We start from the raw sequence: 20,186 nt of genomic DNA, 5'->3' as shown, positions 1-20,186 counted from the left end.
GGCGAACGGATCATGGGAGACTCGCCCTCATGAGCGGCAAGGCGGACCCCCGGCCGGCGGGGGAAGGGACCACCTCGAGGGCGCGGCTGGACCGGGGGCGCGGTGCGCTCGGGCCCGCGTTGGAGCTCGTGCACACCGGGCGCGCCCCCACGCGGGCCGTGCTCACCGCCGAACTCGGGGTGACGCGGGCGACGGCCGGCGCGGTCGCCGCCGAGCTGGAGGCGCTCGGACTGATCCGCGTCGACGCCCGGCCCACCGCGGCCGCCGGTTCCCAGGGCCGGCCCTCGCACCGCCTCGCGGTCGCGGAGGACGGCCCTGTCGTGCTGGCCGCGCAGGTGCACGCCGACGGTTTCCGGGCCGCCCTGGTCGGTCTGGGCGGCCGTATCGTCGCCACCGCGCCCGGCTGCGAGACCGTCGACGCCGACCCCGCGAAGGTCCTCGGCTCCGTCGTGGAGGCGGGCGCCGACCTGCTGCACACGACCGGCAGACGGTGCGTCGGCGCCGGACTCGCCGTGCCGTCCGCGGTCGCCGAACCCGAGGGGCTCGCCCTCAACCCCCTCCACCTGGCCTGGCCCGCGGGCGCCCCGGTCCGCCGCATCTTCGACGAGTGCGTGCGTGCCGCGGGCATCACCGGACCGGCCTTCGCGGGCAACGACGTCAACCTCGCCGCCCTCGCCGAGCACCGGCACGGCGCGGGCCGCGGCGCCCGTGACCTGCTGTGCGTGGCGACCGGACACCGGGGTGTGGGCGGGGCGCTGGTGCTCGACGGGCGTCTGCACACGGGCAGCGCGGGCCTGGCCCTGGAAGTCGGCCACCTCACCGTGAACCCCGAGGGCCGCCCCTGCTACTGCGGCAGCCGCGGCTGCCTGGACGTCGAGGCCGACCCGCTGGCCCTGCTCACGGCAGCGGGACTCGACCCCGGCCCCGAACAGTCCCTGCTCCGGCAGGCCGACGACCTCGTCCGCGACCACTACGACGACCCCGCCGTCCGTACGGCGGCCCAGGCGCTGATCGACCGTCTGGGCCTGGGTCTCGCCGGTCTGGTCAACATCCTCAATCCGGACCGCATCATCCTCGGCGGCCTGCACCGCACCCTCCTGGACGCCGACCCCGAGCGCCTGCGGGCCGTCGTCGCCGAGCGCAGCCTGTGGGGACAGAGCGGCGGCGTCCCCATCCTGGCCTGCACGCTGGACCACAACAGCCTTGTCGGAGCGGCCGAGTTGGCGTGGCAGCCGGTGCTGGACGATCCGCTGCGGGCACTGAGCCGTGGCTGAGCTGCTGGAGGCGGAGGGGCTGCGCCTGCTCGAAGTGGCGCCCCCGGTGGTTCCGCCCGGGACGCGGACGGCCATGAACCGCGAGTGGGACCAGGCGGTCCTGGCCAACCCGGCGCTCTTCGACGGTCCGGTGGCGGTCTGCGCGGGACTGACCCGGGAAACCCCGGACACCCTGCTCCTCTCCTGGTCCCGCGTCACCTATCGCTACTTCGCCCTGCGCCGCGTCCCGGGCGCCACCACCCTGCGGTCCCTGTTCGTGAGCGTGGTGCAGCCGACGCGGGACGGACGCGTACTGGTGGGCCGTATGTCGTCGTCCACCGCCACGCCCGGCCGCTGGCAGTTCCCCGGCGGCTCGGTGGAACCGCCCACCGGCGACGCACCGCTCGACGAGGACGCACTGCGCCGCCACGCGGCCGTGGAGCTCGCCGAGGAGACGGGCGTCGACCTCCCGGCCGCCGACCTCACCCGCTGTCTGATCACCCACGGCGAGGAGGGCCAGATCGGCGTCCACTACCTGGCGCCGCCCCTGCCCGCGCCCCGCCTCCACCAGCGTTTCGAGGCAGTCGTGGCCGCAGAGACGGCACGAGGGCGGGCCCCGGAGTTCGACCGGATCGCCCTCGTCGGCTCACCCGCCGAACTGGCGGACCTCACCGGTCCGCACGTCGACTACCTGGAACCCGTCGTCCGTTGGGCGAACCGCCGAGTAGGCTCGTGACATGCGGATCTCCGTCTCCTCGGACATGGACGAACCAGTGGCGCGCACCCTCGTCGAGGAGCTGCGCGCGCGGGGCCACGAAGTGGTCGCCCACGGCGCCCTGAGCCCTGGCGCCGACCCGCAGTGGGCCGTCTGCTCCGAGGCCGCGGCCCGCGAGGTGGCCGCGGGGACGGCCGACCAGGCCGTCGTGTGCTGCTGGACCGGCACCGGCGCCTCCATCGCCGCGAACAAGGTCCCCGGCGTACGGGCCGCCCTGTGCACGGACGCCTACACCGCGGACGGCGCCCGCCGCTGGAACGACGCCAACGTCCTCGCGCTCGGCCTCCGCCTCACCTCCGAGCCGCTCCTCAAGGAGATCCTCGACGCCTGGTTCACCGCCGAGCCGAGCGAGGACGCCGAGGACCGGGAGAACGTGGCCCGGGTGGGGCGCCTGGACACCGGCCGGGCTTAGCAGCGCGCGTCGCTCAGCCTGTCGCTCAGGCGCTGAGCGCGCCCGCCACCTTCAGCTCCCCGTGGTCGACCAGCCATCGCACCGACTCCAGTACGGCGGCCTCCGGTTCGTAGCGCGGGGCATACCCGAGGAGGGTCTTGGCCTTCTCGATGGTGAGGCACTGGCTGCGGTGCAGGTGCTCCCAGCTCACCTCGGCGTGTTCCGGGGCCGTGGTCCTGCGGAACTGCTCCCAGGTCACCGGCTCCAGCGTCGCGGTCCGATCGAACCAGCCTGCCGCGACGCGGGCGTATCCGCGGACGTTCAGCGCGGTGGGGGCGACGATGTTGAAGTCCTCTCCGGCCGCCGCGTCCCGGTGCTCGATCGTCCGCTCGAAGGCCTGCGCCACGTCGTCCGCGTGCACATGGTGCATCAGCTCGACACCGCTGCCGGGGATCCGCAGCGGCTGTCCCGCCGAGAGCGCGTACCAGACAGCCGGGTCGAGGCTGCCCAACGGACCGATCGGGTGCCAGCCGGGGCCGACGATGTGCCCGGGGTGCAGCGACGTGGTCACCAGGCCGCCGGAAGCGGTCTCCTCCTTCAGCATCCGGGCGATCCGGTCCTTCTGGATGCCGTACTCCCCGACGGGCGGGGTCCCCGTGGTCTCCGAAATCGGCAACTTGTCGGCGGGGCCGTGGCGCCACACGCTGCCGCAGTGCAACAGGTGCCCGGTCTCGCCGCGCAACCGCTCGACCAGCGCGGTGGCCGAGTCCAGGGTGAAACAGACCAGGTCGACGACGACATCCGGGCCCAGCCCGGCAACCCGGCGCCCGAAGCCGCCCTCCCTGTCCTCCTGCTCCCGGTCGGCGACCACCTGACGCACGTGCTGCCATTCGGGGGCCTCGGCGTAGGCGGTGCGCGTGCCACGGCTGATGTTGACCACTTCATGGCCGGCCCGCACGAGGCGGGGGACCAGGAAGGTGCCGATGTGCCCGCTTCCGCCGATGACGACGACTCGCATGTTCTTCCCCTCGCTGTCGGGTCGGTCGGGTCAGTCTGGGCAGGCCACCGGCGGCGCCGTCAAGCTGAGAGGACGCGGGCAGGCGCGGCGGTGAAACTACTGCCCTCGGTGGACATCTCTATGGCGAGGGCCGTTGTCAGTGGCCGCGACTAGCCTGCGGGACATGATCGACACGACCGAGGGCGACCGCGCCTTCCCGCCCGCCCTGGCCGACGTGGCCCGCGTGCAGTTCGACTACGACGACGGCGAGGGCGTCGACTTCGAGCCGTACGACGCCTTCGACTCCGCCGAGGAGACCACCGACTGGCTGCGCCACTGGACCGGCAACCAGGAACTGGACGGCGACGCCTACCGGGTCTTCGGACAGGACGGTACCGGTGGTCTCGCCGCTCTGTGGCGCGTACGGCCGGGGCGGCCCCTCGTCGAGCAGCCCGTGGTGTTCCTGGGCTCGGAGGGCGAGCGCGGTGTGGTCGCGGCCAGCCTGTCCGACTTCCTGTGGGTGCTGGCCGACGGCCTGGGGCCGATGGAGGTCGTGGAGCATGAGCAGTACGACGCTCGCCCGAACGAGGCGCTGACCGAAATCGCCGAGCCTCACGCGAGCACCCCGCGCCGTCCTACCCGCGACATCGTCACCTCCGCCCGGTCGGAGTTCCCGACCTTCTCCGAGGACATCGACGCCCTCTGCCGGTGAGCGCCCGCTGGCGGAGAGCGGCGTCAAGAGCCGCTCCACTCCACGGCCAGGGCCCGACCGGGGTTGTCGACGAAGATGTGCCGCACCGCTTCCTCGCCCAGCTCGGCGGCGAGCCGCGGACGCACCCGGCGCAGCAGATACGGCATCCCGGGGCCCCCGTCGACCGACCGGGCGGCCGCGGTCGTGGTGTCGCCGCCGAGGAGCAGACGGTCCCCGTGACCCGCCTCGGCGAGGGCGCGTACCGCATCCGGCATGCGCCAGTCCGTGGCGTGGTTGGCGCGCGACGGCCCGTCGAAGGCGAGGTAGCAGCCCGAGGCCGCGGCCTGGGCGTGCACGGTGAAGTCGGGAGAGCGGTTGAGGTGTCCGAGGACGACCCGCTGCGGCGGCACCCCCAACTCCCCGCACAGCAGGTCCAGTACGTCCAGCGCACCGGTCCCCAGCTCCAGGTGGACGGCGATCGGCGCCCCCGTCGCCCGATGGGCCTCGGCCGCCGCGGACATGGTCCAGCGGGCGTGCGCGTCCAGGGCGTGGAACCCGCCCGCCACCTTGATCAGCCCCGCGCGGACCCCCGACTGCCCTATGCCCTCGGTCAGTTCGGCGACGAACACATCGGCGAGCCTGCCGCGCAGTCCGGCGAGCGTGGCGTCGTCGTAGTGGACGGCCTGGTGCAGCCCGGTCGCGGCGACGATCCGCACCCCGGTCTCCCGCGACAGCGCAGGCAGTTCGGCGGCCCGCCGTCCCAGCCCGTACGGCGTCCACTGCACTACGGCGCCACCGCCCTGCGCCGCGAACGCCGCCAGCTCGGCCCGCGCCGCCGAGACATTCCGCAGTTCCTGCCCGGGCAGTCGGGGACTGCCGAAGAACAGGTGGTCGTGCGCGTCGCACACCCCGAGTTGCTCGGCGGGCACGTCACCGGCCACCGTACGGACCGCGGCCGCGCTCACCACTGCCGTCCCCGCGGCAGCCGCCCCCGGCCCGGCGCCGACACATGCAGCACCTCGAACACCTCACCGTCCGCCGTGGGCGACTCATGCGTCCAGAGCGAGAAGTGGACGAGCTCCCAGCGGGCGGTATCCACTGCGGCCACCGCCAGCACCGCGCCGTCCTGCCCGGCCAACCGCTCCGTCTCACCCACCGCGTCCGCCATCGCCTGGGCCAACTCCCCGCCCTCCGGCACCGGTTGACACCGCCGCACGGCCCATCGGGCGGGAGAGCCGGCGGCGCCTCCCTCCTCGTACGACAGACCTGTCCACTGGCGCACCGACGGCCGCCCGAAGTCGTCGCTGAGCCCCTGGAAGGCGCCTCCCCAGAGGAAGGTGTTCATGCCCTCCACGGTGTTCCAGAGGTAGAAGGGCGCGTACTGGTTGACGGGCGAGCCGTTCACCCCGCGCTCGCGCATCAGATACGACTTGAGACCGAGCCCCTCCCAGTCGTCCAGCACGTGCCCGATCCGGGCCACGCGCGCGCGGACGACGTCCATCTCGTAGTCGGCGGGCAGGGTGAGTGCGTACTGCATCGCGTGCATCGGTCGCCTCCTCGGGCGGGACGGTCCTCGTCGAGCGACGTGAAGGAACTGGCTTACGACGCCTGGGGATTCAGCAGCGAGAGCAGACCCCGCACACCCGTGTCGAACGCGGCGGGTGAGCCGGACGCACGGGCCAGGACATAGCCGCCCTGGACGGTCGCGAGCACGGTCGCCGCGATCTCCTCGCCGTCCAGCGACGCCGCGAACTCGCCCTGTTCCTTGCCCTCTTCGACGATTCCGGCGATGCGCTCACGGATCCAGGCGATCGTCTCGTCGACCGGGGCGCGCATTTCGTCGCTGGCGACGACATCCGGATCCATGGTGAGCCGGCCGATCGGACAGCCGCGCAGTACGTCGCGCTCGCGCCGCAGATACGCCTCGATGCGCTGGTACGGCGTGCCGGGCCCGCCGAGTACTCCCTCGGCGTTGGCGCGCAGCTCCTCGGCGCTCCTTCGGATCGCCGCGAGGGCGAGGTCGGGCTTGCCCTTGAAGTGGTGGTACATGCTGCCCTGTCCGGCACCCGCGCGCTCCAGGATGGCCTTGGGGCTCGTCCCCGCATAGCCGCGCTCCCACAGCAGCTCACGGGTGGACTCGATCAGTCGGTCCGAGGTGCTCATGCGGTCACTGTACATACTAGTAGTTACAGAAGTCGAGGTCTTTGGGAGCAGGCGCAACACACCCGCGTACTCCCCGGGGGGTACACGCACTGCCGCTGGCCGTACGACGACTCGACCCCCTCCCCGGAGCCAGTCTCGAAGCAGCGCCGAAGGACACCTTCAGACTCCAGGGAGATGAACCGACATGCAGACTCTCGCGAACTGGGACGGCGGCCCGGGCCCGTGGATCCTCTTCTTCCCGTTGATCTGGGCGGCCGTCGTGCTCGGCGTCGTCACGGTCCTGCGCCGCACCGCGTGGCGCGGCCGCCGCGGTCTCTGGCGTGCTCCGGCCGACGCCGGCCCCTCCGGGGACTCGCCGATCGCCATGCTCGGCCGCCGCTTCGCCTCCGGCGAGATCGACGAGGACGAGTACTGGCGCCGGCTGTCCGTCCTGGACGAGCAGTTCGGCCGTGCGGCGGGCAAGGGCGGTGCGGCATGACCGTCACGACCGCCTCGACGAGGACGTTGCCGGCCGCCCGGGTGGTGGACGCCGTGAAGGTGTACGGCAGCGGCGACACCGGCGTGCGGGCCCTGGACGGGGTGAGCGTCGACTTCCCGGCCGGCCGCTTCACCGCGATCATGGGGCCCTCCGGCTCCGGCAAGTCCACCCTCATGCACTGCGCGGCCGGCCTCGACACGCTCACCGAGGGCGCCTCCTACATCGGGGAAACCGATCTCGGCTCCCTCGACGACCGTCGCCTGACCCGTCTGCGCCGGGACCGGGTCGGCTTCGTCTTCCAGGCGTTCAACCTGGTGCCGACGCTGACCGTCGAGGAGAACATCCGACTGCCGCTGGACCTCGCGGGCGGCAAGGGCGACCCCGAGTGGATCGACGCGCTGATCGACGTCGTCGGCCTGCGCGACCGGCTCCATCACCGGCCTTCCGAGCTCTCCGGCGGGCAGCAGCAACGCGTCGCCGTGGCCCGGGCGTTCGCCGGCCGGCCCGATGTCGTCTTCGCGGACGAGCCCACGGGCAACCTCGACTCCCGCTCCGGCGGAGAGGTCCTCGGCCTCCTCGGCAGGACCGTGCGCCAGACGGCCCGCACGGTCGTCATGGTCACCCACGACCCGGTGGCCGCCGCCCACGCCGACGAGGTCGTCTTCCTCGCCGACGGACGGCTGGTGGACCGGATGGAATCCCCGACCGCCGACAGGGTCCTGGACCGCATGAAGGCCTTCGAGGTGCCGACCCGCGCGGATGTGTCACCCCGGGTGGGGGTGCTCTGCCGGGAGGGGGTGCCCTCCCGGACGGAGACGACGTCCCGCGCGGAGGTGCCCTCCGGGGAGGGGGTGCCCTCTCGGCCGGAGGTGTCGTCCCGGGTGGGGGCGCCTTCCGAGGAGGGGATGCCCTCCCGCGCGGAAGTGACGTCCAGCGCGGAGGTCTCGTCCCGGGCGGAGGGGGTTTCTCGGTCTGAGCCGATCTCCCGGATGGAGGGGGTTTCTCGGTCCGAGTCGATCTCCCGGGCGGAGGGGGTCTCTCGGTCCGAGTCGATCTCCCGGGCGGAGGGGGTCTCTCGGTCCGAGCCGACCCCCCAGACGGAGGCGTCCCCCCGGACCGAGGCGCCCCCGCGCGCGCAAGCCCCCACGCAGCCACAGGCGTCCTCGCCGACCCGAGTCCTCCCGGAACCGGAGACTCCCTCTCCGACCCGAGTCCTCCCGGAACCGGAGACTCCCTCTCCGACCCGGACGGAGGATCCCTCATGAACGCCTCCCTCCGCCTGAGCGTGTCCTCCCTGCGTGCCCACAAGCGCCGCTTCGCCGGGACCTTCCTCGCCGGAACACTCGTCATGGGCGACACCCTCCGCGCCAACTTCGACACCATGTTCGGCAACGCGACCAGCGGCACCGACGCCGTGGTCCGCAGCGCCGAGGCCATCACCACGCCGGGGGAGAGCCAGGGAGTGCGCGAGCCGGTCGCCACCGACCTGGTCGAGGCCGTCGAAAAGGTCCCCGGCGTCGCGGCCGCCGCACCCGACATCCAGGGCGCCGGCCAGCTCGTCGGCAAGAACGGCAAGCCCATCGGCGGTCAGGGTCCGCCCACCCTCGCCGGCAACTGGATCGACGACCCGAGGCTGAACCCGTATCAACTCGCCGAGGGCCGCGCGCCGGAGAGGTCCGGCGAGGTCGTCGTCAACCGCGGCACCGCCGAGAAGGGCGACCTGAGGATCGGCGACACGACGGTCCTGCGTACGCCCGACCCCGTCGAGGTGACCGTCGTCGGCCTCGCGACCTTCGGCGGCGAGGACGGCATGGCCCAGGTGACCTTCACCGGCATGACCCGGGCCGACGCCGAGAAGTACCTCACGGCCGGGCCCGGCGAGGCCTCGAGCATCAAGGTGCGCGCAGGTCCCGGTGTCGGCCAGCGCGAACTCGTCGACCGGCTCACACGCGTACTGCCCCAGGGCGTCGAGGCGATCACCGGTCAGGAGTCGACCGAGGAGAACACCGACATGATCTCCAGCCAGTTCCTGACCGTCTTCACGACCTTCCTGCTGGTGTTCTCGGGCGTGGCCCTCCTCGTCGCCACCTTCTCCATCCACAACACCTTCGCGATCGTCGTCGCCCAACGCACCCGGGAGAACGCCCTGTTGCGGGCACTCGGCGCCTCCCGCCGCCAGATCACCGCGGCGACCCTCACCGAGGCCAGCGTCGTGGCCGTCACCGCCTCCGCCGCGGGCCTCGCGGGCGGCCTCGGGATCGCCGCCGGCCTCCAGGCACTGTTCCCGGCAATCGGATTCCCCTTCCCCGACGGGGACTTGGTGGTCAGCACGCTGTCGATGCTGCTGCCGCTCGCGGTCGGCGTCGTGGTCTGCCTCGGCTCGGCGCTGCTGCCCGCCGTACGCGCCGGACGCACGGCGCCTCTCGCCGCCCTGCGCGAGACGGCCGTCGACCGGTCGGGCGCCTCCCGCGTCCGTCCCGTCACCGGAGCCGGCCTGGCCGCGCTGGCCGTGGCCGTCACCCTCACCGGCGTCCTGGTGTCACCGTCCCTCTGGCTCGCGGGAACCGGCGCGCTCCTGGCGCTCGTCGCGTTCGTGGTCCTCGGCCCGGTCGCCTCCACGACCGCCGTACGTGTGCTCGGCGGCCCCCTCGACCGGCTCCGCGGCGTCACCGGCTCCCTCGCCCGGCGCAACGCCCTGCGCAGCCCCAGGAGGACGGCCGCCACCGCGAGCGCGCTGATGATCGGCGTGGCCGTGGTCTCGCTGTTCACGGTGTTCGGGGCATCCTTGAAGGCCACCATGGACCAGACCGTCTCCCGGTCCTTCGCGGGCGATGTCGCCGTCAGCACACCGTCGTTCGGCGCGGGCGGCAGCGGACTGAGCCCCCGGCTCGCCCGAGCCGTCCAGCAACTGCCCGAGGTGGACACGGCCGTGGGTCTCGGGCGCGGTGTCGCCGAAGTCGACGGCGAGGGACGGGCGTTGACCGTCACCGACCCGCTCGCCCTGGAGCGCACCTTCGACCTCGGCACCGTGCGGGGCTCCCTGCGCGACCTCGGCACCGACGGCATCGCCATCACCGAGGCGGAGACGCGAAAGCAGGGCCTCACGACCGGCGACAGGGCCCGACTCACCTTCACCGACGGCGAGAAGGACATGTTCACGGTCCGCGCGGTCTACGGACGGTCCGAGCTGGCGGGAGACTACGTCATCACCCGCGCGGCCTGGGCCCCGCACCGCACGCAGGACTCCGACACGCTCGTCGCGGTCTCCTTCAAGGACGGTGTGAGCACCGGCGCGGGCAAGGCGGCGGTGGAGAGGGTGGCGGCACGGTACGGCCATCCCGAGGTGCAGACCCGCGACGAGTACGCGCAGTCCTCGGCCGGCGCGATCGACATGATGCTCACCCTGGTCTACGCGCTGCTCGCCCTCGCGGTCCTCATCGCGCTGCTGGGCATCGCCAACACGCTGACCCTGGCGATCCACGAGCGCACCCGCGAACTGGGTCTGCTGAGGGCCGTGGGCCAGACCCGTTCCCAGCTGCGCGCCATGGTCCGCTGGGAGTCCGTCCTGGTCGCCGCCTTCGGCACGGTCGGCGGACTCACCCTCGGCGCCTTCCTCGGCTGGGTCCTGGTCAAGGCATCGGACGGCACGAGCGACAGCACCTTCGCCTTCGCGATGCCACCGCTGCAACTCGCGGTGGTCGCCCTGGTGGGCCTCGCCGCGGGAGCCCTCGCGGGCCTGCGCCCGGCCCGGCGCGCCGCCCGTCTCGACGTACTGCGGGCGATCGCCACCGAGTGAGACCGGCAAGAGCCGACGTCGGCCCCGGCCGACCGGACCTCGCCGTGCGCGAAGTCCGAGGGTCACCGAGTCGGCGCGTCGGCCGCGGGAGACCCGGAGGGGCGCGCCCCGTGGGCGCACGAGCGGAAGAAGGAGCCGTCACCGCCCGGTCAGCCGGCAACGGCCGACCGGGCGGGAGCGTGTTCGGGCCTGCGGCTGTCGACCCGCACCTCGGCGAACCTGAGCGCGGTCTTGTCGAGGACGGTGCGCCGCGGTGGCCGCGTGGCGGAGGGCGTCGGGAGGGTGAACCACACGAACTTCCCCGACTCGCCGTCCGGCCGTACGCCCCAGCTCTCGCTGACCGCGGCGACCATCGCGAGCCCTCGCCCGCACGTGGCGAGCGGTTCGGTGTCCTTGATGTCGGCCACGACCGGCAGACGCGGGTCGTGGTCGTGCACCGAGACCATGAGCCGGTCGAGCAGCAGCTCGATCTTCACGGTGCACGTCTTGTCGGGCTGGGCATGGCGGTGGACGTTGGTCAACAGCTCCGTCACACCGAGCACGGCCCGGTCTATGAGGGGATCCAGATGCCAGTAGCGCAACTGTGCGGAAAGGATTCTGCGGACCTGGCCGATCCGCGACGGCAGAGCCTGGAGCTCCACCGTGCAATGCTTGCTTGGGTGACTGATCACGGCTGCGACTCCCCGACGTGAGGTCCGGAAGAACACGGAGTTCGGATCGATCCGGCAGGTGCCTTTCGTGAAACGGCCGCCTGCCGTCGTGCCCGGCGGGCTGTGTACAGCGTGATCGCCGGTAAACCCAGAGTGATGTGAGATCAGCGTGACGCAAGAGGTACGACTTCGCAACTCGCGGTGACCTATTCGCTACGCCCCGCAGCCCTGCGTACGGCCTCGATGAACCGGCGTGCCGCGGGCGGCCCCGGCTTGCCCGGAGCGGGGTCGTGCTCGCCCAGGGTCAGCAGATACCGGTTGCCGTTGAGGTCCGCGAGAGCCCGGTCGTCCGCGGCGAACCACGGCTTGGAGGCGCGCACCGCCTGTACCGGCGCGCTGTCGATCTCGCTGCCGTAACTGGTGAGCAGTTCCAGTCTGCCGTCGTTGATCCGGACCTGACCGGCCCGGGTGAGCGAGCGCAACCTCTTCCCGATCCGCACGCCCATAGCCGTGAACTCCGGCTCCGCCATGCCGCCCCGCCCCCTTGTGCGCGTCGGTGTGCCGGTCCCTGCTCCCGCGTGGGGTTCCCGCGTGGGCCGAGAGCCGGCTTCTGTCGTGATCCAGTGTGCGCGCCCCCGTCCGAGACCTCCGTCCCGCCCGGTGCAGTCTGCCCGCCACGGGCGTCGAGCACCAGTGCGCATGACATCTCGCCGGGGGCGCCCGGAGCACTCGTCCGAATGCGCCCCCGCCGCCGCGCTCCGCTGCGACCCCAGGGTGCCTTTGGGGCCCTCAAAGGAGTGTTTATGCAGGTGAGAAGCGTGCGGAAGGTGTCTATGATCGAGACATCGGCCGCGCGACGCGCCGTCGGCGCGCAGTGTTAGGAGCCCCGCCGTGAGCACCCCCCAGCAGACCCGGACCGGCGCCACCCTCGACGTCGACCGCAGTGACACCGCCTACCGCGGCTGGCTGAAAGAGGCCGTCCGGAAGGTCCAGGCCGACGCCAACCGCTCGGCCGACACGCACCTTCTGCGCTTCCCGCTGCCGGAGAGGTGGGGCATCGACCTGTACCTGAAGGACGAGTCGACCCACCCCACGGGCAGCCTCAAGCACCGGCTCGCCCGCTCGCTGTTCCTCTACGGCCTGTGCAATGGCTGGATCAGGCCGGGCCGCCCGGTGATCGAGGCGTCCAGCGGCTCCACCGCCGTGTCCGAGGCGTACTTCGCGAAGCTGATCGGCGTGCCCTTCATCGCGGTCATGCCGCGCACGACGAGCGCCGAGAAGATCCGCCTCATCGAGTTCCACGGCGGCCGCTGCCACTTCGTGGACGACCCGCGCACCATGTACGAGGAGTCCGCCCGCCTCGCGGTGGAGACGGGCGGCCACTACATGGACCAGTTCACCTACGCGGAACGGGCCACGGACTGGCGCGGCAACAACAACATCGCCGAATCCATCTTCCGGCAACTGGAGTTGGAGCATTTCCCGGAGCCCGCGTGGATCGTCGCCACGGCCGGCACCGGCGGCACCTCGGCGACCCTCGCCCGGTACGTCCACTACATGCAGCACGACACCCGCATCTGTGTGGCCGATCCGGAGAACTCCTGTTTCTTCGAGGGCTGGAGCACCGGCGATCCGGACGTCACCTGCGACTGCGGCTCGCGCATCGAGGGCATCGGCCGACCGCGCATGGAGCCGAGCTTCGTACCCGGGGCGATCGACCGCATGATGAAGGTCCCGGACGCGGCCAGTGTCGCCGCCGTGCGCGCTCTGGAGCGGGCCATCGGGCGCCGGGCGGGCGGCTCGACGGGCACCGGACTGTGGAGCGCGCTGAAGATCGTCGCGGAGATGGTGGCCGAGGGGCGCCGGGGGAGCGTCGTCACCCTGCTCTGCGACCCCGGCGACCGGTACCTGGACAAGTACTACTCGGACACCTGGCTGGCCGAGCAGGGCCTGGACATCGAGCCGTACACAGCGGCGATCGCCGCACTGCTGGAAACGGGGGTCTGGCCCGGCCAGGCCGCTCCCGTCAGCCCCTAGGGTCCTGGGCCCTGGTCGACGAGGGTCCGCTTCGGGCGGACCACGCAGAACTCGTTGCCCTCCGGGTCGGCCAGCACCGTCCACGACTCATCACCGGTCTGTCCGACGTCCGCCCTGCGGGCGCCGAGCGAGAGGATGCGCTCGATCTCGGCCTCCCGGTCCTCCGCACCGGACGTCAGATCGAGAGGCAGGCGGTTCTTGACCGACTTGCGGTCCGTCACCGGCATGAAGCAGATGCCCATCGCCGCGCTTTCGTCCGGGCCGATCACGACCTCCCGCTCCCGCTCGGACAGGATCCGCCGACGCAGCACACCGGCCCAGAACCGGGCCAGGGCGGGCAGGTTTCGTGTGCGTCGATCACAAGGTGATGCAGAGTGACAGGCACGCCTGAGAGTGTGCCCGTGGGACGGTCGGACACGCCGTGTGCCCGCCCCGGCGGTGAACGCCCGGGGCGCCCGGCTAGGAACCCTGTACCCCGAGCCGCCGGTCCAGCGTCCGGACCGCGTCCCGGAAGGCCCGCCCCAGCCCGGCCCGCCCCAGCTTCGCGACCACGCGGAACGCCGCCGTGCCGTCGGCGGCGAAGGTCCAGCGCACGTGGGTGCCCGCCCCGGCGGGAGTGAGCCGCCACTCCTCGGCGATGGCGCGGGCGCCGGGAGCGTTGGCCACGTCGACCCGGTAGGCGTACAGCTCGGGGGCCTTCGCCGCGAGGATCGTCTCCCGGAAGCGCCCGCCGCCCTTGAGGTGGATCTCCCGGGTCGAGCCGTCCCCGGTCGAGCGGGCCAGCGTCACCGCGGAGAACCATTCCTCCCAGCCCGGCACGTCCTCGGCGAGCGCCCGGTGGACCGCCTGAGGCGGAGCCGACATCTGCTGGACGAACACCAGCCGTACGGGTGCGGTCGCGATGAAGTCGAGTCCCACCTCGCGCAGTTGGTGAGCCATGGGCAACCCCCCAGGTGTGATCGGGAAGGGTCACCCTAGTTGACGCTCAGTCAGATGTCTGTACCGTCAACGGACTCGCCCGCCACGACCAGCCGCCGCAGATGCTCCGAGATCTCCGCACGCGCCGACGCCGGCAGCCCCGCGTCCGTCACCAGCGTGTCGACCTGCTCCAGCGAGGCGAATGAACTCAGGCCCACCGTGCCCCACTTGGTGTGGTCGGCGACCACCACGACCCGCCGAGCCGACTGCACCAGACGCCGGTTGGTCTCGGCCTCCGCGAGGTTCGGCGTCGACAGGCCGGCCTCGACCGATATCCCGTGCACACCGAGGAAGAGCACGTCGAAGTGGAGCGCCCCGATCGCCTGGTCGGCCACCGGCCCCACCAGCGAGTCGGAGGGAGTGCGCACACCGCCGGTCAGTACGACGGTCGCCGCACCCTGACGGGGGCCCGTGGTGCGCTGCGCCGCGTGGAACACGTCGGCCACCCGCACCGAGTTCGTCACGACGGTCAGATCCGGCACGTCGAGCAGATGGTGGGCCAGCGCGTACGTCGTCGTACCGCCCGACAGGGCGATCGCGGTACCCGGGGCGACCAGCTCCGCCGCGGACCGCGCGATGTCCTCCTTGGCGGTCAGCTCCAGCCCCGACTTCGCCTCGAATCCCGGCTCGTGGGTGCTCGCCTCGACCACCGGGACCGCGCCGCCGTGCACCTTCTCCAGCACACCCTGGCGGGCCAGCGCGTCCAGATCACGCCGTACGGTCATGTCCGACACGCCGAGCTTGCGGGTCAGCTCGTTGACGCGCACCCCGCCTCGGCGCCGGACCTCGTCCAGGATCAGGGCGCGCCGCTGCTCCGCGAGGAGGTTCTGATTCTCACTCACGTACGCTCCGGTCCTTTCGCCTGCGGCTGTCCGACACGCCCTGCGCACCCTCTCCGACAAGCACATTTTGCCGGTCCCTGGCTGCGCGGGACGACCCATACTCGCACGTGCCCCCACCCGGAGCGCCACCGACCGCCCTGTCCCACTCGTGCCACCGGGGTGACACCCGGGCTCCGGCTGTCGCCCGGATCGGGGAGATTCCGTGACGAGTGGTGTGCGCGACGCGCCGAACGGGAGATCCTGGTTCCCGCACGGACAGATGCCGACAGCGCGTCACGGGGGAAGTGCAAAGACAGTGGAACGTGTCCCGGCCATGGGCGCGGACGGCTCGCCCGCCCGGCCCGCAGCATCCGGAACCGCCCTGGAACTCCTGGTCCACGGAGTGGGCGGCACCACGCCGGAGAAGATGCTCGACGATCCGCGCACGGTGCGGATCACCGGCGACGACATCGCGGCCGTCTTCCGACGCGCCGACGACGTCGACGCGGAGAAGGGACAACGCGACGGCCCGGTGCCCGAGGCGTACGTCTGGTGCAACCTCACCTCCGGCAACGGCACCCGCGCCCTGTGGCTGCTGTTACTGCCGTTCATGGTGGTCAACCTCGCCCACTGGATGCGCCCCACCGCCCGCGGCCGAAAACGGACCGTGCGCCTCTACGGCCTCCTGGTCCGGCTCGCCGGCCTGACCCTGACCGTTCTGCTGGTCGCCGCCGCCTGCGAGGTCGCCCTGGACCTCGCGGCCTGGCAGTGCGCGGGCACACGCGCGTGCGCCGAGTCGCACTCCTGGCTGGGCTTCCTGTCGCCCGACGTGTCGGACGCCGGCTGGTGGAGCAGACCCGGTCGCCGCCTCGCCCTCGCGGCCCTGGTCCCGGCCGCGCTGACCGCCCTGCTCTGGTACCTGTCCCACCGCACCTGGAGCGCCTACGAGTCCCAGCAGCCCATGTCCCGCAAGGGCGAGCCCGAGGAGGACCACGGCCGCACCGCGCTCAGCCGGCCCGGCTTCTGGTACGGCCGCCGCCTGGTCGCCCGCCTGCGCGCCGCGCACACCGCCGCCGGCCTGCTGACGATCGCCGCCGCGGTCAGCTCCACGGCGGCCCGCTTCGACCGCGAACCCGGCGGCCCCGTGCTCCTGGACACGCTGGGCCGGCTCCTGCTGGCCGGTCTCGTCGCCGCCGGGGTCGCCGTAGTCTGGGTGGTGTGCCGCCGCGGCCGCACCGAGCGGTATCTCGACCGGCAGCTCGACCAGCGTCTCGTACGGCGCCTGCCGCTCGCCGCGCTCCTCCTGCTCGCCCTGGCCGCGGTGTACGCCGGGTGGGAGCGGCCGGGGTGGCAGTCGCACGGCCGACTGTCGGGGGACGCCACCTTCGGCGGCATCGCCTTCATGCAGGGCCTGCTGGTGGTCGCCCTGGCCGCGGTCGCCCACCTGCTCTACCGCACGCATCCCGACCCGCGCGCCGCGCTGCGGGGCCTGGCCGGACCCGCCGTGGCGACGCTGGCCTGCGCGCTGGGCGGCGTGATGTCCGGCGGCGTCTCGCAGCGCGTGGCGGACTGGCTGGACGGCACCGGCGCCACCATCCTCGGCCCGCCGGTCCTGCTGACCTGGCAGGCGTCCGTGATCCCGCTGGTCCTTCTTGTGCTGCTGGTGCACTGCGCCTGGCTCGGCCGGCGCACCTGGCGCTCCGGACGGGCCCAACTGGGCGCGGTCGAGAGCGAGTACCCCGCCGAGCCCAAGGACGCGGCACGCACCCGCCGCATCGCCCGCACCCGCGCGATGGCGGCACTGACGGACCGGGGACCGCGCCTGCTCGGAGTGACGTCGGCCAGCACCCTGCTCCTGGGAGCCGGGGCCCTCGTCGGCGCCCTGACCTCCCGCAGGACACCGGCCCAGGCCGCCGAGGGCGCGTACGTCTTCGTCCAGGGCGCCGCCGACACCGCGCAGGCCCTCGGCTCCTGGCTGATCGGCCTCGGCTTCATCCTGTTCGTCACCTGGGGCCGCCGCGCCTACAAGGACCCCTCCGCGCGCCGGACCATCGGCATCCTCTGGGACGTGGGCACCTTCTGGCCGCGCGCCGCCCATCCCTTCGCCCCGCCCTGCTACGCCGAGCGCGCGGTACCGGACCTGACCTGGCGGATCGCGACCTGGACCCGGGCCACGCGCGGCCGACTGGTCATCTCAGGACACTCCCAGGGCAGTGTGCTGGCGGCCGCCGCGGCCTGGCAGCTGGAGCCGACGGTCCGCAAACGCGTCGGCCTGCTGACCTACGGTTCCCCGCTGGAGCGCCTCTACGGCCGCTGGTTCCCGGCCCACTTCGGTCCGGCCGCGCTCTCCGCGCTGCACCACGACGTGGACTGCTGGCGCAACCTCTACCGGCTCACCGATCCCATCGGCGGCCCGGTCCGGCTGCCCGGCGACTGCGGCCCCGAGGTGGACCGGGCACCCCTCAAGGACCCGCTAGCCTACGGCCGCACTGAGTTGCACCCGCTGCCCGCGCCGATCCTCGGCCACTCCGACTACCAGGCCGACCCGGTCTTCGCCGAGGAGCGGGCGAGACTGCTGGGCCGGCTCCAGCCGGACGTGCCGGGCCCGCGGCCTCAGGAGGACTCGGGCAGGTCCTCGGCGTAGAGGAGGGTCAGATCGTCCGTGGTCGGGTCGGCCACCTGGGCGACCCGGCTCGCGTGCCGCTCCACCATCGCCTCGAAGGTCTGGCGCGCGGTACGGCCGTTGCCGAAGGCGGGCCCCTTGGGCAGCACGGTGAAGTACTTCAGCAACGCCTCCGGGGCGCCGGGCGCCAGCCGGTACTCGTGCTCCTCGGCCTGCTGCTCCACGATGCTGAGGAGTTCCTCGGGGTTGTAGTCACTGAAAGTGATGGTCCGTGAGAAACGGGACGCCACACCCGGGTTGACCGACAGGAACCGCTCCATCTCGGCGGTGTAGCCCGCGACGATCACCACGACCGACTCGCGGTGGTCCTCCATCAGCTTCACCAGCGTGTCGATGGCCTCCTTGCCGAAGTCCCGGCCCGAGTCCTCCGGCGACAGCGCGTACGCCTCGTCGATGAACAGCACTCCGCCGCGCGCCTTGTCGAAGGCCTCCTGGGTGCGGATCGCGGTGGAACCGATGTGCTCGCCGACCAGGTCGACACGGGACACCTCGACGAGATGTCCCTTCTCCAGGACACCGAGGGAGGCGAGGATCTCGCCGTAGAGCCGGGCGACCGTCGTCTTGCCGGTGCCGGGGGAGCCCGTGAAGACCAGGTGGCGCTTGACGGACGCCGCCTTGAGGCCCGCCTCCTGGCGTCGCCGGCCCACCTCGATCATGTCGGTGAGCGCCCGCACCTCGCGCTTGACGCTGTCCAGGCCCACCAGCGCGTCGAGCTCACCGAGAACGGCCTTCGAGGTGCGCGAGGGCTTCTCCGGCTCGGCGGGGCCGGTCGGCGGCTCCGGCTCGGTGACCCGCTGCCCGGGGATCGTCCCCAGCAGACCGGGGGAGCCGGACTCCGTCTGTACGACCGTCTCGCGGGCCGCGGGCGGCGTCGGGCCCCCGCTCTCGTCGCTCGTGCAGTCCTCGACGACGGGGCCCGCTCCGGCCGCCGCGTCGGGGGCGTCGGCGAACTCGTAGCCCCCGCGCGCGCAGCGCTCCGTGCGGCACTTCCTGAGGGTCGTACGGCAGCCGTCTATGACATGGAAGCCGTAGCCGCCGCTGCCCGTCACCCGGCAGTTCAGGAAGCTGCCGCGACCGCCCGCCGACACGTAGAAGCCCGCCTCCGCGGGGGAGTCGACCGTGCAGCGCTCTATCGTCGGATCGGCGCCCTTGGTGACGATCACGCCGGTCTGGGTGCCGTCGACGGTGCAGTTGTTGAGGGTGCCGCCGCTGCCGTGGTCACGGAACCAGGCGCCGGTCGCCGCGTCCCGGATCCGGCAGTCGTCGAGCTGCGCGGTGGCGCCGTCGCTCACGGACACGGCCGTGTTGCGGACCTGGGAGATGTCACTGTCGACGACGTCCGCGCGGGAGCCGCGGTCGAGGACGAACAGGGCGTCCGGCACGTCGTGCACCCGGCAGGAGTCCAGTACGGCGGTGGCGCCGTCGCTGATCCAGACGGCCGGGTAGTCGCCGGTGCTGTCGAAGATCTCGCACTGGTTGGCGTCCACGCGTGTGCCCGGATCCCACACCGACAGGCCGTTGCGCCCGAACTGACGGACCGTCGTGCGGGTCAGGGTGAGCACCGAGCGGGAGCGCAGGTCGACCGCGTTCTCCGGGATGTCGTGGATATGGCAGTCGGCCAGGGTCAGTACCGCGTCGGTGTCGAGCGTGACGCCGTCGCCGGTGGTGCGGTGCACATCGCAGTCGGTGAGGTGCGCGGTGGCCCGGCCGGTGATCTGCACCCCGCTGCCGCGGACCTCGTAGACCTCACAACCCACGGCCTCCAGCGCGGAGTTCTCGCCGGTCGCCGCCAGCCCCGCGCCCGAGGTGTGGTGGACCCGGCAGCGCTCCAGGCGGGGGTGGGCGCCGCCGCGCACCGAGACACCGGACTGGCCGGCCGCCACGATCTCGCACTCCTCGAACACCCCGCCCGCGCCGTCCAGTACGGCGATGCCGATGCCGGCCGGGTTGTCGACGGTGCAGCGCCGTACGGTCGGGCGCGCGCCGCCGCGCACCTCTATGCCGGCCGCGGACCGCGTGACGATCCGGATGTCGGCGAGCTCCGGGGTGCCCTCCTCGACGAGCAGGGCGGGCGCGGCCGCGTCCTGGCCCTCCACGTGCAGGTCCTGCACCACGGCGGAGGCCCGCACCGTCAACGGCACCCCGTCCAGGGGCGCGATCCGCACGGAACCGGGCGACCCCTCGGGGCCGCGCAGGGTCACCGCCCGCTGCACGACGAGGTTCTCCCGGTAGGTGCCGGGCGCGACCGTGAGGACGTCCCCGTCCGCCGCGGCCTCCAGGGCAGCGGCGAGTGACGCGTACTCACCTGTGCGGCGCCGCCACCGCGATGTACCGGTGTGCGTCACCTGGACCGTGCCCTGTGCCATGGCGTTGCTGTGCCCCCACCTCGTCGTACGCGGGTTTCTGCTGCCGAGGAACCTCGGCCGGTCCACCGTAGCGTGCGCGCGGGTGGTGGGTTGACCAGAGCCGTGAG

17 protein-coding genes and 2 pseudogenes are annotated in these 20,186 nt (G+C 72.7%); 9 read left to right on the top strand and 10 right to left on the bottom strand.

The window, feature by feature from the left end; all coding sequences use genetic code 11:
- The first annotated feature begins 29 nt into the window (after positions 1-29).
- The 3 genes from ACFVYN_RS05950 to ACFVYN_RS05940 are packed head-to-tail and all read left to right on the top strand — an operon-like array spanning position 30 to position 2,440.
- Entirely contained in the window at positions 30-1,274 is a 1,245-nt protein-coding gene (locus ACFVYN_RS05950; protein WP_389993081.1) for an ROK family protein, read from the top strand.
- Positions 1,267-1,989 (top strand): NUDIX hydrolase, encoded by a 723-nt coding sequence (locus ACFVYN_RS05945; protein ID WP_389993078.1) that lies wholly within the window; start codon positions 1,267-1,269, stop codon positions 1,987-1,989. Before ACFVYN_RS05950 ends, ACFVYN_RS05945 begins: the two co-directional genes overlap by 8 nt.
- 1 nt (position 1,990) lies before the next feature.
- Positions 1,991-2,440, top strand: a complete 450-nt coding sequence (locus ACFVYN_RS05940) for an RpiB/LacA/LacB family sugar-phosphate isomerase (RefSeq protein ID WP_389993075.1) — start codon at positions 1,991-1,993, stop codon at positions 2,438-2,440.
- Positions 2,441-2,465: 25 nt separating this feature from the next.
- Here ACFVYN_RS05940 and ACFVYN_RS05935 read toward each other — a convergent pair whose 3' ends face one another.
- Positions 2,466-3,437, bottom strand: a complete 972-nt coding sequence (locus ACFVYN_RS05935) for an NAD-dependent epimerase/dehydratase family protein (protein ID WP_389993072.1) — start codon at positions 3,435-3,437, stop codon at positions 2,466-2,468.
- A gap of 163 nt (positions 3,438-3,600) precedes the next feature.
- Between ACFVYN_RS05935 and ACFVYN_RS05930 the strand changes: the two genes are divergently transcribed.
- Complete coding sequence (locus tag ACFVYN_RS05930) at positions 3,601-4,128, top strand: SMI1/KNR4 family protein (RefSeq protein WP_389993069.1); 528 nt, start codon at positions 3,601-3,603, stop codon at positions 4,126-4,128.
- A 23-nt stretch (positions 4,129-4,151) separates the two neighbouring features.
- Here ACFVYN_RS05930 and ACFVYN_RS05925 read toward each other — a convergent pair whose 3' ends face one another.
- From ACFVYN_RS05925 to ACFVYN_RS05915, 3 genes are read right to left on the bottom strand one after another with little or no spacing between them, the layout of a single operon-like run.
- Positions 4,152-5,075, bottom strand: a complete 924-nt coding sequence (locus ACFVYN_RS05925) for a phosphotriesterase (protein WP_389993066.1) — start codon at positions 5,073-5,075, stop codon at positions 4,152-4,154.
- On the bottom strand, positions 5,069-5,653 hold the full coding sequence (locus ACFVYN_RS05920) for a DUF4865 family protein (RefSeq protein WP_389993063.1): 585 nt from the start codon (positions 5,651-5,653) through the stop codon (positions 5,069-5,071). The genes ACFVYN_RS05925 and ACFVYN_RS05920 overlap by 7 nt, the downstream gene beginning before the upstream one ends.
- A 53-nt stretch (positions 5,654-5,706) precedes the next feature.
- Complete coding sequence (locus ACFVYN_RS05915; protein ID WP_389993060.1) at positions 5,707-6,285, bottom strand: TetR/AcrR family transcriptional regulator; 579 nt, start codon at positions 6,283-6,285, stop codon at positions 5,707-5,709.
- Between the two features lie 169 nt (positions 6,286-6,454).
- Between ACFVYN_RS05915 and ACFVYN_RS05910 the strand changes: the two genes are divergently transcribed.
- From ACFVYN_RS05910 to ACFVYN_RS05900, 3 genes and pseudogenes are all read left to right on the top strand, one after another.
- A complete protein-coding gene (locus ACFVYN_RS05910) occupies positions 6,455-6,748 on the top strand; it encodes an SHOCT domain-containing protein (protein WP_389993058.1) in 294 nt (97 codons plus the stop codon).
- Positions 6,745-7,500, top strand: a pseudogene (locus ACFVYN_RS05905) (ABC transporter ATP-binding protein); the annotation flags it as partial. The gene ACFVYN_RS05910 and the pseudogene ACFVYN_RS05905, both read left to right, overlap by 4 nt.
- A gap of 509 nt (positions 7,501-8,009) precedes the next feature.
- Entirely contained in the window at positions 8,010-10,544 is a 2,535-nt protein-coding gene (locus ACFVYN_RS05900) for an ABC transporter permease (protein WP_389993055.1), read from the top strand.
- A gap of 149 nt (positions 10,545-10,693) precedes the next feature.
- Here ACFVYN_RS05900 and ACFVYN_RS05895 read toward each other — a convergent pair whose 3' ends face one another.
- Together ACFVYN_RS05895 and ACFVYN_RS05890 are read right to left on the bottom strand one after the other, a co-directional pair.
- Entirely contained in the window at positions 10,694-11,215 is a 522-nt protein-coding gene (locus ACFVYN_RS05895; RefSeq protein ID WP_389993053.1) for an ATP-binding protein, read from the bottom strand.
- 185 nt (positions 11,216-11,400) lie between these two features.
- Positions 11,401-11,724 carry a hypothetical protein gene (locus tag ACFVYN_RS05890; protein ID WP_389993050.1) on the bottom strand — a complete coding sequence of 108 codons (324 nt, stop codon included), beginning with the start codon at positions 11,722-11,724 and terminating at the stop codon, positions 11,401-11,403.
- A gap of 361 nt (positions 11,725-12,085) precedes the next feature.
- Here ACFVYN_RS05890 and ACFVYN_RS05885 point away from each other — a divergent pair, with 361 nt between their 5' ends.
- Positions 12,086-13,231, top strand: a complete 1,146-nt coding sequence (locus ACFVYN_RS05885) for a PLP-dependent cysteine synthase family protein (protein WP_389993047.1) — start codon at positions 12,086-12,088, stop codon at positions 13,229-13,231.
- On the opposite strand, the pseudogene ACFVYN_RS05880 reads toward ACFVYN_RS05885, so the two are convergent.
- From ACFVYN_RS05880 to ACFVYN_RS05870, 3 genes and pseudogenes are all read right to left on the bottom strand, one after another.
- Positions 13,228-13,616: pseudogene (locus ACFVYN_RS05880) on the bottom strand (VOC family protein). The gene ACFVYN_RS05885 and the pseudogene ACFVYN_RS05880 overlap by 4 nt on opposite strands.
- A gap of 74 nt (positions 13,617-13,690) precedes the next feature.
- Positions 13,691-14,170 carry an SRPBCC family protein gene (locus ACFVYN_RS05875; protein WP_389993044.1) on the bottom strand — a complete coding sequence of 160 codons (480 nt, stop codon included), beginning with the start codon at positions 14,168-14,170 and terminating at the stop codon, positions 13,691-13,693.
- A gap of 50 nt (positions 14,171-14,220) precedes the next feature.
- Positions 14,221-15,051 (bottom strand): DeoR/GlpR family DNA-binding transcription regulator, encoded by an 831-nt coding sequence (locus ACFVYN_RS05870; RefSeq protein WP_389993040.1) that lies wholly within the window; start codon positions 15,049-15,051, stop codon positions 14,221-14,223.
- A 313-nt stretch (positions 15,052-15,364) separates the two neighbouring features.
- On the opposite strand from ACFVYN_RS05870, the gene ACFVYN_RS05865 reads away from it, so the two are divergent.
- Positions 15,365-17,674 (top strand): hypothetical protein, encoded by a 2,310-nt coding sequence (locus tag ACFVYN_RS05865; RefSeq protein ID WP_389993363.1) that lies wholly within the window; start codon positions 15,365-15,367, stop codon positions 17,672-17,674.
- Here the strand turns inward: ACFVYN_RS05865 and ACFVYN_RS05860 are convergent.
- On the bottom strand, positions 17,644-20,079 hold the full coding sequence (locus ACFVYN_RS05860) for a right-handed parallel beta-helix repeat-containing protein (protein WP_389993038.1): 2,436 nt from the start codon (positions 20,077-20,079) through the stop codon (positions 17,644-17,646). The two genes, ACFVYN_RS05865 and ACFVYN_RS05860, sit on opposite strands and share 31 nt — an antisense overlap.
- Positions 20,080-20,186: the final 107 nt, after the last annotated feature.

Source organism: Streptomyces sp. NPDC058307, from assembly GCF_042880295.1.
In the GTDB taxonomy this organism is placed as follows: domain Bacteria; phylum Actinomycetota; class Actinomycetes; order Streptomycetales; family Streptomycetaceae; genus Streptomyces.
The sequence above is the reverse complement of the archived record's forward strand: the minus strand, read 5'-3'. Positions and strand labels throughout refer to the sequence as shown.